The sequence below is a fragment of the Shewanella sp. SG44-2 genome (genome assembly GCF_014164215.1).
Classification (GTDB): Bacteria; Pseudomonadota; Gammaproteobacteria; order Enterobacterales; family Shewanellaceae; genus Shewanella; species Shewanella frigidimarina.
On sequence record NZ_JACJEU010000002.1, the window covers coordinates 90176 to 104953 of the forward strand.

Consider the following 14778-nt stretch of genomic DNA (forward strand, 5'->3'; position numbering starts at 1 on the left):
AGCTAAATATTATTTCTAATAAATATTACTAATTTGTGGACTTTTTTATTGATGTCAGTTAAGTCACAATCGAATTCAGTGATGTTTTATGACTAAAAAAAAGGCATCTAGCAAATTCGACGTTCTAAGTTAGCACGATTTTTAATCAGATCAATCGTTTTGTTGGTTTTTTGTTGTAAATTTTACATTATCAATTAAAAGTTGAAGGAAGATGTCATGAAAAAGATTGCTGTTTTACTGAGTGGCTGTGGGGTATTTGATGGAACTGAAATTCACGAGGCTGTATTAACCCTACTGGCGATAACGCGAGCGGGGGCGCAATATCAATGTTTTGCTCCAGATATAACTCAAATGCATGTGGTGAATCATTTAACCGGTGAGGTCAACACCGACGAAACCCGTAATGTATTGGTTGAGTCTGCGCGGATCGCTCGTGGTGAAGTACTTAATGCAAGTACATTAGAGGTAAGTCAATTTGATGGTTTGGTGATCCCTGGCGGTTTTGGTGCGGCTAAAAACTTATCTAATTTTGCAACTACAGGCAGTAATTGCCATATTCAGCCAATTGTAGAAAACTTTATTCGTGAGTTTGCTTTAGCGCATAAACCTGTCGGCTTTGTGTGTATTTCACCGGTGATGATCCCGAATATTTACGGCGCAGGCGCTATAGGTACAATTGGAACCGATTCTGAAACGGCTCATGCATTTACTGAAATGGGCGGTAAGCATAAAAATGTGCAAGTTGAAGATATTGTTGTGGATGAGGTCAATAAAATCGTCAGTACACCTGCGTATATGCTAGCAACGTCGATTTTAGAGGCACATATTGGTATTGAGAAGCTGGTTAATAAAGTACTCGAAATGGCTTAGTGATTTGTGCTGAGCTGTATTGTGACTATAAGCGGATTAATGATAAAAAGAGTGCCACTTAAAGTGGCATTTTTATTTATGGTTAGCTGGTTTTAGTTGTTGGTGAGGTTCTACTATCAAATAATGCTTGAGCTAACCCAACACAAAGCCCTGCAATGTGGGCGCCATTCGCAATTGGCATGCCTAACACATCAGTAAAGCCGAGAACCAACCAAACGAGCATAAATCCCATATAAGATTGCGGCAAACTAATACCGCAGCTAGGTTTACGAATACCCATTAGCCAAGTGTAACCTACCACAGCGTACACGACGCCAGACAAGCCACCAAAATTAGGTCCTGTCATGTAAAACTGCACAATATTAGGCAAAGTGCCCGCGACAACTAATAAAAACAGTAACGGTCTAGTCCCCAAATTTGTTTCAATTTTACCGCCTAAGTACCACCACCACAGCAAATTAAAGATAATATGCATAGCAGAAAAGTGCATTAAGCTTGGGGTGAATACCCGCCACACTTGGTTTACATCACTGTCCGCAACGGCGCTAAAAAAAGATAACTTAGTGAAGATGGCATCGGCAAAACCAAGGTTCATGCCCGCGAAAACGGCAACACAAGCAAAAAAGCACACTAATGTCAGTGGGCCTGCACCTGTCATAAACTGTTGAATTAAGCCTTTAGTTCCTGGGCCATAGTCAAATTTGGTATCCGTTGCACCGTTGTCCCAAGAGGCTTGCAAGTATTTACTATCGTATGGGTTTTTAGCAAACTCAATTAACTCGGCGCGAGCTTGGTTTTCATCGGCGGGGTTAGTAATTATTAGGCCAACACCTTGAGAATGAGTCACGGCATGGCATTGAATATTTAACCCTTTTAGGTAGTCAATAAATGCCTGTGCTGCACGTGCATTAGGTAATTGGCCGATTTCTATCATGCGTGAGCCAAGCTCCAGGCACTATAACCACCATCTAAACTGTAGATGTCGTCAAAACCTTGTTCGTTTAAATAACTGGCTGCGCTTTGGCTGCTCATTCCATGGTAGCAGACAACAACGACAGGCTTGTCCATATCAGCATCACCAATAAAGTCAGCTAGATTTTCGTTGGTTAAATGGGTCGCACCTTCAATATGGCCAGCAGCAAAACTCGCTGCGTCGCGAATATCAACAACTTGTATGTCGTTAGATTCAGTCGACATATGGATAAGCTCATTGATAGACAAATGTTTAAAACCAGACATGATATTACCTATAAAAATGTACAAATAGCGATGTGCTTAGCGCCAGTTTGCAACAAGGGGTTGTATAAATACAACCCCTTGTTGGTGTACTGACTCATTAAGCCACAATACTGAGACAGTAAAGCTTAATCCCAGTTCAATATAACTTTACCTGACTGACCTGAACGCATTGCATCGAAGCCTTTCTGGAAATCATCAATACTAAAGTGATGAGTAATGATGGGTGACAAGTCTAAGCCAGATTGGATTAAGCTTGCCATTTTGTACCAAGTTTCGAACATTTCACGGCCATAAATACCTTTGATGATCAACCCTTTAAAAATGATTTTGCTCCAATCAATGGCCATTTCGCCACCAGGAATACCTAGCATGGCAATTTTACCACCGTGGTTCATGGTGTCTAACATCGCGTGGAATGCCGATGGTACGCCTGACATTTCTAAACCGACGTCAAAGCCTTCTGTCATGCCAAGTTCTTTCATGACATCTTTAAGGTTTTCTGTTGCAACATTTACTGCGCGAGTCGCACCCATTTTACGGGCAAGATCAAGTCGGTATTCGTTTACGTCAGTAATTACAACATGACGAGCCCCAACGTGTTTACAAACCGCAGCAGCCATAATACCAATAGGGCCTGCACCGGTAATTAACACGTCTTCACCGACTAAATCAAACGACAATGCAGTATGTACTGCATTACCGAATGGATCGAATATAGCCGCTAAATCATCTGGAATATCCGCAGGGATTTTAAAGGCGTTAAACGCTGGTAGCACTAAATATTCGGCGAACGCACCGTCACGATTCACACCAACGCCTGAAGTATTACGGCATAAGTGGGTACGGCCAGCACGACAGTTACGGCAGTGACCACAGGTGATGTGACCTTCTCCAGATACACGATCACCAATACTAAATCCACGTACTTCCTGGCCAACATCGACTACTTCACCGACATATTCATGACCGGCAATCATCGGAACTGGAATGGTTTTTTGCGACCATTCGTCCCAGTTATAGATATGCACGTCAGTACCACAAATAGCTGTTTTACGAATTTTAATTAGCAGGTCGTTGTGACCCATTTCCGGTTTTGGTGCATCGACCATCCAGATGCCTTCTTCAGGCTTTAACTTACTTAATGCTTTCATGTTGATGACCTATTTTAGTCTGAGCTATCTTTAGCGATTACTACGCGATGCTGTTATTAATCTATGCTTTCATTAACCAAGTTAGATTAGATAATGCCCATATCTTTACCAATACGGGTAAAGGCACCAATAGCATGATCAAGTTGCTCGCGAGTGTGCGCAGCAGACATTTGGGTACGAATACGCGCTTGGCCTTTTGGTACCACTGGGAACGAAAAACCGACCACGTAAATATGCTCTTGTAATAAACGGTTAGCAAAATCGCCGGCCAATTTAGCATCGCCAATCATGACAGGGATAATGGCATGGTCTGCACCACCTAAGGTGAAACCAACAGCAGACATTTGCTCACGGAAATAACGACTGTTTTCCCATACTGCTTCACGCAAGTCTTGACCCGTTTTTAGCATTTCAAGCACACGGATAGACGCACTAACAATAGAAGGCGCTAATGAGTTTGAAAACAGGTAAGGGCGAGAGCGCTGACGTAACCATTCAACGACTTCTTTTTTCGCTGCAGTAAAACCACCCGAGGCGCCACCTAACGCTTTACCTAATGTACCGGTAATAATATCGACACGATCCATGACATTACAGTATTCATGGGTTCCACGACCATTTTGACCGATAAAGCCAACTGCGTGAGAGTCATCGACCATCACTAATGCGCCGTACTTATCTGCTAGATCACATACACCTTGAAGGTTAGCGATTACACCATCCATTGAGAATACACCGTCAGTGGCGATCAAAATGTTACGTGCACCAGCAGCTTGGGCTGCAATGAGCTGAGTTTCCAAGTCGGCCATGTCATTGTTGGCATAACGAAAACGCTTAGCTTTACATAAACGCACGCCATCAATAATTGAAGCATGGTTAAGCGCGTCGGACACAATAGCGTCCTCTGCATCTAATAACGTTTCAAAAAGACCGGCATTAGCGTCGAAGCAAGACGAGTACAAAATGGTGTCTTCCATACCTAAAAAAGCACTTAGGCTAGCTTCTAATTGCTTATGTATGTCTTGAGTACCACAAATGAATCGTACCGATGCCATACCAAAACCGTGACTGTCTAAACCGGCTTTTGCTGCTTTGATAAGTTCAGGATGATTCGCTAAACCTAAATAGTTATTGGCGCAGAAGTTAATCACTTCTTCACTGTTAACTTGAATAGCCGTTTGTTGAGCGGAAGCGATGACGCGCTCACTTTTATATAAACCATCGGCTTTCACATCGATAATTTGCTGATTAATTCGGTCGTAAAAAGAGGTAGATGCCACCTGTGTTCTCCTAAATATGGTTATTATGCTTATCCAAATCACGCAGTAAAACACCGCGATAAATGACAGGGTGTTTTGGAGTTATTGGCATTCTAACCTTTATTTTTGCCGCTCTACAGCGTTTTTTTTAGTCGTCAGACCAACATGAGTTAGATTAGGGGTATCGACTTATTCACATTAAAAAAACTAATCATTAACATGTAGGTGGCGGGATTTGAAAGGCGGGTGATAACCCTAAATTAATCCGCTAATAACCAATTCAATTGTAGTTGGTTATTAGTGGATTGGAAATTCTGTAATCGCTGCGAGGAAAACGAAATACTTCGCTTATATTTGTGCGATGCTATGGCGTTCTTGGCTGGCTATGTCTAAGTAGTGTTGCTCTAAACGACAAAATGTTGCGGTTGAAGTGGGAGTCGAGTAAGCCTGAAAAATCATCAATACTCTTAATAACCCATCGTATAGCGTGGCTTTAGTGATGGTTGATGTACTAGATTGAGTTAATTGGTAGCTAATCCAGAAACTGACCATCATTTTAATGGTGTCGGCAAGCGCGGTTACTTTATTATCATCGACGTCTAGGAAACCGTCTTTTTTGAGTTTGCGCAGTACATCGCTTGAGCGAGTCAGTACTTGTTGTTGAGCATGTAAGTAGCGTTTCTTTAGCGCATCATCACGGCTTAAAATATCGGCTAAGTTGGCATACATAAACCTAAACTGCCATAAGGTATAGAACATGGCGTCAAAATAACCCATTAATAATTCAATCGTAATAGGCACATCATCATAAGGCTTAAAGCCTGACTCTAAATGACTTTCATATAGACTGAAAATTGAATTGATGATGTCTTCTTTATTGCGGAAGTGATAGTACAAATTGCCCGGACTAATGCCTAAATGCGCTGCAATATGGTTGGTGGTAATGCTACGCTCACCGTGTTCATTGAATAGTTCTAAGCTGGCAAAAATGATTTTATCGCGGGTTTTCATGTGATTTCCATATTCATTATTGACTTATTGTCGCTCAAATAATTCGTTAAGCCGACTTAATATGAGTATGTTAACATTGTGCTTATCTGACAAGCAAAAATCGATGACCCATCTTACATGAACCGTATTGTTTATTCTTTGTTCCTATATTTGTTGTTTCCGCTGGTGATTCTTTATTTAGCATTTCGTGCCATAAAAAGTGTCGACTATCGTAGCCGTTGGTCTGAACGTTTTGGTTTTGCTAAGTTAACCAAAACGGATGTGTTGATCCACAGTGTGTCGATGGGAGAAACGTTAGCGGCGATTCCGTTGATTAAGCAGCTGATGACTGCGCACCCAGATTACGTATTTACCGTTACTACAACCAGTCCAACAGGGTCTGCTGAAGTGACTAAAGCATTTGGCGATACAGTCCAGCATTGCTATTTACCGTTTGATTTTTCATATGCAATTAAACGTTTTTTACGCCAATTACAGCCCAAAGTGTGCATTATCATGGAGACCGAGTTGTGGCCAAACTTAGTCCACTTTGCAGAGCAGCAAAACGTGACTCTGATTTTAGCCAATGCACGCTTATCGCAAAAGTCCGCTGATAAATATGCTAAAAAGCGTCGTTTGGCTGTGCCGATGTTAAACAAACTCAACTTGATTACCGTACAAACTAAAGCTGAAGCCGAACGGTTTATTACCCTGGGAGTGACTAGTCAGAGCATACATGTGTGTGGCAGTTTGAAGTTTGATCTCACTATTGATCCCATCAAAGAACAGCAAGCCAACACGCTTCGAGCCAAGTGGGATCGGGTTAATTCACCTATTTGGGTTGCAGGGAGTGTTCACCCCGGCGAGTTTGAGGCCATTTTGAGTGCTCATAAACAGCTATTAGCTTGTTTCCCGAATGCATTATTGATTATGGCGCCTCGACATCCTGAGCAATTTAATTTAGCCGCTATTACCATTACCCAATCTGGATTGGTGTTAGCGAGACGTAGTATGAATGATGAGGTTAATAGCCAGACTCAGGTATTACTTGGCGACACTATGGGGGAGCTAGTGATGCTATACGGTACAGCGGATCAGGCATTTGTTGGTGGGACATTGATTAATAATGGTGGTCATAATCCGCTAGAGCCTGCTGCTATGGGGCTACCTGTGTATGTTGGCCCCAACCATTGGGATTTTGCTGAAATTACCCAATTACTTGCCGATGCCGGCGCATTGATCTGTATTAGCTCTGCGGATGAATTGGCGCAAGAATTACAAAATAAGTTTACCGATAGCCATATGTATCAATCTGCGTCCTTTGCTGGATTAGCTGTAGTTGAGCAAAATCGGGGCGCGCTTTTAAAGCAGTTTACCTTCATTAATGAACTCATCGTGTAACCTTTTACTGTTAGTCATTTGAACATAAACGTATAAAAATAGACGCAAGTTAGCGTCTATTTTTATCACTACCCCATACCGAGTTAGCTTTAGATTGGGTTGATGCTTTGATAACCTGCAAGTAATTGCAGCCAATGCTGTTGACTAAATTGCAGCGTAGTCAGTTTAGCGTGCTCTTTGTTAAAAGAACGTAGCAAGCGGTCTAAATTGGCTTGTTGCCATGTAGGCTGTGGTGTACGTAATTCGCCTCGATCAAAATCAATCAAATAGAATTCCCCATGTGCCAGTAAGATGTTTTTGGCATTTAAATCGGCGTGATATACCCCACGCTGATGAAATTTGGCAATGGTTTCGCCTAATAAATACCATTGCGATTCTGTCATTGGGTTATGGCTTAAGTAAGCCACTAAATCATTTGCTCCAGCAACATGTTCAATAATTATATCGGCTCGATACCATAAACCAAAACGTTCAACATTCGCCGCAATAGGGCGTGGAACCGCAAATCCTTCTTGATACAAAACTTCAAGGATCGCTAACTCTGCCACAGCACGGGTTCGTTGTAGGCCGGTATAGAAGTAGGCATCTCGGCTGAATTTTTCCATCATTCCACCGCGCCAATAATGGCGTAACACCCATGTTTGCGGGCTGTCCGAGTTATCGGTTTTGACAAACCATGTGGTGTAACGGCCTTTGGACTGACCCACCACTGCATTTTTTTCTCGCCAACCATCAACCGCGAAGTCTTGCGGTGCTATGTGTTGGGCAGTGGTTTCACACCATGCAATATGGCCAAGTTGGGTGTTTTTTATTTGCATCTAATTATCAATAGCATTGGTTAGATTGTGGATCGAAATAACATTATACCTTAAGATCACTAACTTGCCTTCACCGCCTTAATTCTTCACTCAAGCATATTGGATAATCAATGAAAGCTGACTTTAGTGCGATACGTTCATTATGTTTACTGCGTTTGTCTGCCATTGGTGATGTTTGCCACGCAGTAGCAATGGTGCAGGCTATTCAAAAACAGTATCCAGACCTGAGTATTACGTGGATTATTGGTAAGGTTGAATATCAATTACTCAAGCATTTGCCTGGGATCCAGTTTGTTATTTTCGACAAGTCCAAGGGCTGGCGTAGCTATATTCAGTTACGTCGTGATTTACAAGGCCAACGTTTTGATGTGCTGCTACATATGCAAGTTGCACTTCGTGCCACCATAGCCTCATTAATGATCAAGGCGCGAATTCGGGTCGGATTTGATAAGGCCAGAGCCAAAGAAGGCCAGTGGTTGGTGACCAATCACGCCGTTGAGCCATTGGCCACACCGCATGTATTAGATGGTTTTATGGGGTTTGCTAAAGCCATTGGTGTAGAAGACTTAACGCCAAGCTGGAATATTCCTGTACCACAAGCCGATACCGACTTTGCCAAACAACTGGTGGGCGATGATAAAGTCATGGTGATTTGCGCAGCAGCCAGTAAGGCCGAACGCAACTGGCTGCCAGAGCGTTACGCTGCCGTTGCTGATTATGCTATTACGCAGGGATTCAGAGTAATGTTGTGCGGCGGCCCAACCGCGTTAGAAAAAAATCTAGCGGATGTGATTCAATCTCATAGCCAACAGCCATTGGACAACCAAGTAGGCAAGACATCTTTGACTCAGCTACTTGCAGTGTTAAAACAAGCCAAGCTAGTGCTCGCACCTGACACCGGACCCTTGCATATGGCTGTTACTCAAGGTACGCCAGTGATTGGTCTATATGCTCACTCAAACCCAGGGCGAACTGGACCTTACCTTTATCGCCAGTACACTGTCAGTGTTTACCCACAAGTGATCGCCAAGCAATTTGATGCACCTGTTAAATGGGGCACGCGTGCTAAAGGTGAGCATTTAATGGTGATGATAGAAGTTGATCAGGTAAAGGCTCAGCTTGATCAATTCATTAAGCAGTAAAAAGCTCGCCTTTAAGCGAGCTGTCATTATCTGAATTCGGGTTTAATATTTATACTTGCCGCGGAATAAACCAAATATCGCACTTAGAAGTGCTACAGGTAGCTTTGTTTTTCGATGTTGTTTGAGTATGTACCAATTCCAAGCTTGTTTTTTATACTCAAGAATTTGTTCATTTGTTAATGTATCGTTGAACATATCGCAGAAATCGATGATGTATTTCAATTCTCTCATAGGGATATCTTGGCGATAACCTCTACCTGAATAATGAATGAAATCTGCTTTTTGATAATCATCATGTCCTAAAAGTTGCATACGATTAAAGTTAGCTTCTACACCTATGTTTTTTATATTATCTCTCCTGATGAGATAGTTAATATAGGTTTGATCGTAAAATTTAACGTTGTTACAAATGGCCTGCATTTCTTCAATATTTGCTTTATCAAATAGGCCGGTTTCTTTCGATAGCAGAAACATTCCAGAGTTGTAATAAACTATCCGATCGTCCTCTTTTGGCCAATCTACTTCGCCTAAGATATTATTGATTTGCACCGCTTGCTCACTTCGATCGCGATGACGTCCCTCATTGAACATATAAACTGTATCAAGGTCTGAATATAGTTCAAATATATCTCGTGCCCATGGTGTCACGATAATATCTGCGTCTAGATACAGTACTCGATCATATTCTTTGAGTATCTCTGAAATATATAGCTTTTCAGACCATGCCGGGCTTGAGTCAAATTTAGGGTTACTGACATGAATTTTATAATGCAGTTGATCTGAAACGATGACATCAGCCCCAATTCTTTTACCATAAGCTTTAAAGCTGGCAATGGCAGCGCGATACATTGGGTTATCGCCAATAGCGAGTGTAAAAATAGCCTTCTTCATCCGTTCACCTTGCGTATATTTATGTATTGGGTGTTAAGTCTTTAACCGAGAGAGTTCATTTTTTTATATTGTTGGAATACTCGGTCAACGCTGATGTCTTCAATGTGGCCTCTACCTTCTGTTGCATACATGACATGCGATACCTCACTTTCTGGTGGTGCCCAATAAGGCTTTTTCTCACGCATCATTGCTAATAAAGGACGTTGAGCAGCAAAAGCAAAGTGCAATATTGCCGTATCGACTGTTATCACAAAATCGGAGTGTGCAATGAGTGATGGTAGTTCAAAAAAATGTTCGTTAACGGTGAAAACAGCCGTTTGCGTATTTGTTCGAGCCGTAAATTTTTCAGTTTCAATACTAACAGCGTCAAAGTTTTCTTGAGTGACATTAATAATGAAACGTTGGCTAGAATCAATTGCTGATATTTTTTCAATGAGGGAGAATAATTGTGATAATTTCCAATCTTTTTTCTCATTGGTTGATAAGTGATTTAAAAATATGAGTTTCCCTTGTTTTTCTGGGTCACTAAATTTGGAGTTTAACCACGACTGAGTAATGGGTTCAATTGCGTCTGGGGTCTTTAACGTCGGCATTAATTGCTCGGAAGTTAAGGTAAGCCCCAAAACTTCACTAAATATCATATTGTATCTGTCAGTAATGTGGTGCGACTTAGGTAAGTTACTCTCATCTAAAATAAAAGTATGGTCTGAATGGCGAAAAAATATCTTGTTTAACCATCCAAATGAAGCACTTTTAGGGATACTCGACACGATAAACGCTTTGTCGTTTATGCTGCGAGCGATTTGTGAATATTGTCGACTTTTACTGACAGAATGACAAAAAATAATGTCATACTTACGCAGTTTGGCTTGCTCCACATGGCTTTGCATTGCTAATTTTGAATCAGTGCAGCCGTAAGTGAGCTTAAAGGCACCCTCTGTATCCATCCATTGTTGCAAAATTTTGCTTCTAGATAAGCGCCAGCTATCACTATTACAACGAATATCATCTAACCATATGTCGATTTCAATATGAGCATATTGCTTTTTTAAAGCGATAAGAAAGGTTTTTAAGTAAAGAAAGTCACCTAACGCAACTGGCGAAATAAACAGTAAGCGTTGACATGTTTGCAATTGCTTTATAGACACTATTGGCATATGAATAGACAGCTTTGTTGATAGTTATACTTGAAATAATACCTTGAAAAGAGGGCTTTTTGAATCAATACCTTGAGAAAAGCGAATAGATGTATTGATTTCATTTGATATCAGATTGGTCGGTTGAGAGGATTAGATGTAAATTGAGGCGTGTTATCATTTATACTAGTGCTCTTTGCAAATTCTGATGCGGAATTATTAATAGGAATTGACTTGCGATGATTTGTTTTGATGTTTTACATCCCTATTATTTACCACAATACTTTCCTGTCGCTGCAGAGCTACAGAAGCGTTCGGTTCCTGTGACATATGTTATCTACAAGAGTGTTGATCAGCAGTCGGTATTGGAAGCGCTTGTAAGTAAGCATCAACTAAATGTTGTCTGGGTTAATGATGAATCAGAAGCGCTTGAATTTTATTTGTTGAACAAGCCTAAATGGGTTGTGTTCGGTAATGCATTTGCTTCAGCGTCACGATTACAAGGGATCAGTCAGACTGCTTTGATGCAGCATGGTGTCGGGCCAAAGTCGGTATATTATACTGTTTCAAAAGGCGATATTGAAGTTCGCTTTGTGGAAGGCCAATATCGTTTAAAGCGATTACAGGAGATGTTTCCTGAAAAAGTGTTCATTGATACAGGTTATGCCAAGCTAGATCCAATTATCCAAGGAGTTGAACAGGGTTTAGATTTAGCCTCTCTAGGATTAGATACTAATAAAAAAACCTTGTTATATGCGCCGACATTTTATCCAAGCAGCATTGAAGAAATGGCTAAAAATTGGCCATCTCAATTTTCTGAATATAATATATTGCTCAAACCACATTATTTTTCATTGAGTAAATCAAATTATAAAAAACAAAAAGCGCTGCTAACTCACTGGGCTAGTTTCGACAATGTTTATTTAGCGCCTGCTGAAGAAGCAAATTTATTACCTTTTATGGTCTCTGCCGATGTATTAATTAGTGATGCTTCATCTGCCTTATTTGAATTTGCCGCATTAAATAAACCTGTTGTATGGTGTGATTTTTATCACTTACGTTGGTCTTATCGTGGGATTTTTAAATTCAGGTTTAAGAATCGTGTCGATCAAGATTTATACCGCTACGCAGACATTGCTGCGCATGCCAGAACATATAAAGATTTAAAGCAAGTTGTTGATCAACAGATAACACATCCAGAGTTGTTTGCGCCTCAACGGACGCAATATACGGCAGAGCTAGTGGGTGTTGTTGATGGCCTTTGTAGCCAAAGAATTACTGATTATTTATTAGAATAAGGATTTAGATGAACATTATTACATTCGGTACTTTTGACATGTTTCATATTGGTCATTTAAATATTTTAGAAAGAGCGAAAGAGTTAGGCGGTAAGCTGGTTGTTGGGGTGTCATCTGATGCTCTTAATTTTAGTAAAAAACAACGAAACCCTATTTGCGATGAAATCGATCGAATGAGAATTGTCGCGGCTCTATCCTGTGTAGATCAAGTTTTTCTTGAAGAGTCATTAGAGCTTAAAGCAGAGTACATTCAAAAGTATCAAGCTGATTATTTAGTGATGGGGGATGATTGGGAGGGACGTTTTGATCATCTATCTCATCTATGTAAAGTAGTATATTTACCAAGAACCCCCGCGATTTCAACAACAATGTTAATTGAGATCGTTAAAGAAATTAGATAGTGAGTTAATCATTTCTATGAAACAGGAACATGCTATGGATAAAAAACGCCATAGCATGTTCCTGTTAAGCTAGTTTTCGCTTCGTAAGAGCTATAAACCGTTATTGACCAATAAAATGTTGGGTTTTAAGCCAATCTAAATATTCAGGTACAGCTTGCTCAACCGTTTTAAACTCAGCTTGATAACCAGCCGATCTTAATTGAGTTAAATCTGCTTGGGTATAACTTTGATAAGCGCCTTTCAATTTGTCTGGGAAAGGAATGTATTCAATATGCCCTTTACCATGATAAGCAATCACAGCATTGGCAACATCATTAAAGCTTTGCGCTTGGCCTGTTCCGCAGTTATATATGCCCGATACAGATGGATTCTGCCATAGCCATAAATTGACTTTAACCACATCTTCGACAAACACAAAATCACGAAGTTGCTGACCATTTTCATAACCATCAACACCTTCAAACAAACGACACACGCCATTAGTGTTAATTTGATTGTTAAAGTGGAAAGCCACACTGGCCATGCCGCCTTTGTGTTGTTCACGCGGACCATAGACGTTGAAATAACGTAATCCTGCCACTTGACCAGTGAGTTTTTGCTGTCTTACATACTGATCGAATAAGAACTTAGAGTAAGCGTAGACATTGAGTGGCTTTTCAAGTTCACGTTGCTCAATAAACTTTTCGCTGCCACCATAGACAGATGCAGAAGAAGCATAAATAAATTGGCAGTTATTAGCTTGGCTGTAATGCAATAATGTTTTTGAATACTCGAAGTTATTGGCCATCATAAACTTGCCATCCCACTCGGTGGTCGATGAGCAAGCGCCTTGATGGAAAATGACTTCAAGTTTGTTATCAAAATCGCCCGCTTTGATTTGCTTAATGAAATCATCTTTATCAAGATAATCAGCAATTTCACAATCGGCTAAATTGAACATCTGGGTGCCGTCGGTTAAGTCGTCTACCGCAATAATGTCATTTCGGCCCATGGCATTAAGTTGTTTTACTAAATTACTACCAATAAACCCGGCTGCGCCTGTCACAACTATCATATTTGTATTTCCATTATTGTTGCTCGCGATGAGCTAATTTAACACACTGCGACAATCTAAGATTGTTTGTTCAAAAAGTCGGTTATTTCATTCGATACCTGATCAAAATTGATTAACGCCATATTACGACCCGTTCTTTTTCCTACTGGAGGCGTATAAGCAAATCGTTTGCTTGGTTCAGATAATGTTCCCCATCTAATATGGGGTGTTGAGCGTCTTCCTGCGTAAAATCCAACAGTAGGCACATTATGTAAGCCCGCGATATGCAGAGGCCCTGTTGAACCTGCAATAAACATGTCTGCTGCAACCAATGATTCGGAAAAATCAATCAAACGGTCTAACGGCTTAGCCAGCGATATTTTAATTGAGGTATTGGCCAGCAAAGTTTGAATTTCTTTTGCTAGCTCCAGTTCACTTCCGTTAAATGTTAAAATAAAATGACATGGTGATTGAGTCAGTTTATCAACATTTATCATTAACTGAACTAACTTTTCTACAGGTACGCAACCAGAAGAGCCGCCGGTACCTGGATGAATAAAAATTAGCTTTTCGTTGGTTAACTTTTGGTAGTGTTGTTGCCAATATTCTTTGCGATCACTCATATCCCAAAATCTATCAGGTAGTTTAGGGATGGCATAACCGTGATGAGTTAAGAAGTGCTCTACCAGCATACATGCACCTCGCCAGCAACCTTCACTGTTTAAGTATTCATTGCTTGCCCGATGTTTATATAAATATTGATACCAATTATGTTTAGGTACTAATTTATATGGAATATTGCTTTTGCTAAGGATTTTATAAATTCGAAATTCTGATAACAGCACGATCACTGCATCGTAATTTTGCTTCGTAATTTGCTCAGCAATGTCTGCATCATCTTTTGAGTCGATAATAGTGTTGTCTACATATGGACAGGCTTCAGCAAAGGACTTAACAACCGGTGCGACAAATACATCAATAGTCGCTTCGGGCATTGCTTTTCTGAGTAAGTAAAGTGCTGGCCATGTCAGTACAAAATCGCCAATTTTATCGTGTTTGATGACTAAGATTTTTTTCATATGACTGTCTGAAAGATAAAATATTAACTTAATTCCATCAGATGATGGGGCTTATTGTATTGTGACTTTT

General features: G+C 40.6%; 15 protein-coding genes. 5 read left to right on the forward strand and 10 right to left on the reverse strand.

Translation table 11 applies throughout. The features are described 5' to 3' along the window. Window positions 1-216: 216 nt before the first annotated feature. On the forward strand, window positions 217-870 hold the full coding sequence (gene elbB / locus H5181_RS01910) for an isoprenoid biosynthesis glyoxalase ElbB (RefSeq protein WP_011639351.1): 654 nt from the start codon (window positions 217-219) through the stop codon (window positions 868-870). An 82-nt stretch (window positions 871-952) separates the two neighbouring features. Here elbB and glpG read toward each other — a convergent pair whose 3' ends face one another. The 5 genes from glpG to H5181_RS01935 form a co-directional block, all read right to left on the reverse strand. After that, on the reverse strand, window positions 953-1804 hold the full coding sequence (gene glpG, locus H5181_RS01915) for a rhomboid family intramembrane serine protease GlpG (RefSeq protein WP_011639350.1): 852 nt from the start codon (window positions 1802-1804) through the stop codon (window positions 953-955). After that, window positions 1801-2109, reverse strand: a complete 309-nt coding sequence (glpE, locus tag H5181_RS01920) for a thiosulfate sulfurtransferase GlpE (protein WP_011639349.1) — start codon at window positions 2107-2109, stop codon at window positions 1801-1803. The genes glpG and glpE overlap by 4 nt, the downstream gene beginning before the upstream one ends. Window positions 2110-2234: 125 nt before the next feature. Continuing rightward, complete coding sequence (gene tdh / locus H5181_RS01925; RefSeq protein ID WP_011639348.1) at window positions 2235-3260, reverse strand: L-threonine 3-dehydrogenase; 1026 nt, start codon at window positions 3258-3260, stop codon at window positions 2235-2237. A gap of 86 nt (window positions 3261-3346) precedes the next feature. Continuing rightward, window positions 3347-4540, reverse strand: coding sequence for a glycine C-acetyltransferase (locus tag H5181_RS01930; protein ID WP_011639347.1), 1194 nt, complete (start codon window positions 4538-4540; stop codon window positions 3347-3349). A gap of 327 nt (window positions 4541-4867) precedes the next feature. Continuing rightward, window positions 4868-5530, reverse strand: a complete 663-nt coding sequence (locus H5181_RS01935) for a TetR/AcrR family transcriptional regulator (RefSeq protein WP_011639346.1) — start codon at window positions 5528-5530, stop codon at window positions 4868-4870. A gap of 117 nt (window positions 5531-5647) precedes the next feature. On the opposite strand from H5181_RS01935, the gene waaA reads away from it, so the two are divergent. Then, window positions 5648-6910, forward strand: a complete 1263-nt coding sequence (gene waaA, locus H5181_RS01940) for a lipid IV(A) 3-deoxy-D-manno-octulosonic acid transferase (RefSeq protein WP_011639345.1) — start codon at window positions 5648-5650, stop codon at window positions 6908-6910. Between the two features lie 89 nt (window positions 6911-6999). On the opposite strand, the gene H5181_RS01945 is transcribed toward waaA, so the two are convergent. Beyond that, a complete protein-coding gene (locus H5181_RS01945; RefSeq protein ID WP_011639344.1) occupies window positions 7000-7728 on the reverse strand; it encodes a 3-deoxy-D-manno-octulosonic acid kinase in 729 nt (242 codons plus the stop codon). 110 nt (window positions 7729-7838) lie between these two features. Between H5181_RS01945 and H5181_RS01950 the strand changes: the two genes are divergently transcribed. Further along, window positions 7839-8870 (forward strand): glycosyltransferase family 9 protein, encoded by a 1032-nt coding sequence (locus H5181_RS01950; protein ID WP_011639343.1) that lies wholly within the window; start codon window positions 7839-7841, stop codon window positions 8868-8870. 42 nt (window positions 8871-8912) lie between these two features. Here H5181_RS01950 and H5181_RS01955 read toward each other — a convergent pair whose 3' ends face one another. Together H5181_RS01955 and H5181_RS01960 are read right to left on the reverse strand one after the other, a co-directional pair. Continuing rightward, window positions 8913-9761, reverse strand: coding sequence for a glycosyltransferase (locus H5181_RS01955; RefSeq protein WP_182750069.1), 849 nt, complete (start codon window positions 9759-9761; stop codon window positions 8913-8915). 41 nt (window positions 9762-9802) lie between these two features. Beyond that, window positions 9803-10918 (reverse strand): glycosyltransferase family 9 protein, encoded by a 1116-nt coding sequence (locus H5181_RS01960; RefSeq protein ID WP_182750070.1) that lies wholly within the window; start codon window positions 10916-10918, stop codon window positions 9803-9805. A 218-nt stretch (window positions 10919-11136) separates the two neighbouring features. Here H5181_RS01960 and H5181_RS01965 point away from each other — a divergent pair, with 218 nt between their 5' ends. After that, a complete protein-coding gene (locus H5181_RS01965; RefSeq protein WP_182750071.1) occupies window positions 11137-12195 on the forward strand; it encodes a CDP-glycerol glycerophosphotransferase family protein in 1059 nt (352 codons plus the stop codon). Between the two features lie 8 nt (window positions 12196-12203). Beyond that, the gene (locus H5181_RS01970) at window positions 12204-12596 is read left to right on the forward strand and encodes an adenylyltransferase/cytidyltransferase family protein (protein ID WP_011639339.1); all 393 of its coding nucleotides are present in this window, start codon (window positions 12204-12206) and stop codon (window positions 12594-12596) included. A 100-nt stretch (window positions 12597-12696) separates the two neighbouring features. Here the strand turns inward: H5181_RS01970 and rfaD are convergent, their stop codons facing one another. Together rfaD and H5181_RS01980 are read right to left on the reverse strand one after the other, a co-directional pair. Then, on the reverse strand, window positions 12697-13650 hold the full coding sequence (gene rfaD, locus H5181_RS01975) for an ADP-glyceromanno-heptose 6-epimerase (protein WP_182750072.1): 954 nt from the start codon (window positions 13648-13650) through the stop codon (window positions 12697-12699). A gap of 56 nt (window positions 13651-13706) precedes the next feature. Continuing rightward, window positions 13707-14708, reverse strand: coding sequence for a glycosyltransferase family 9 protein (locus H5181_RS01980; protein WP_011639337.1), 1002 nt, complete (start codon window positions 14706-14708; stop codon window positions 13707-13709). Window positions 14709-14778: the final 70 nt, after the last annotated feature.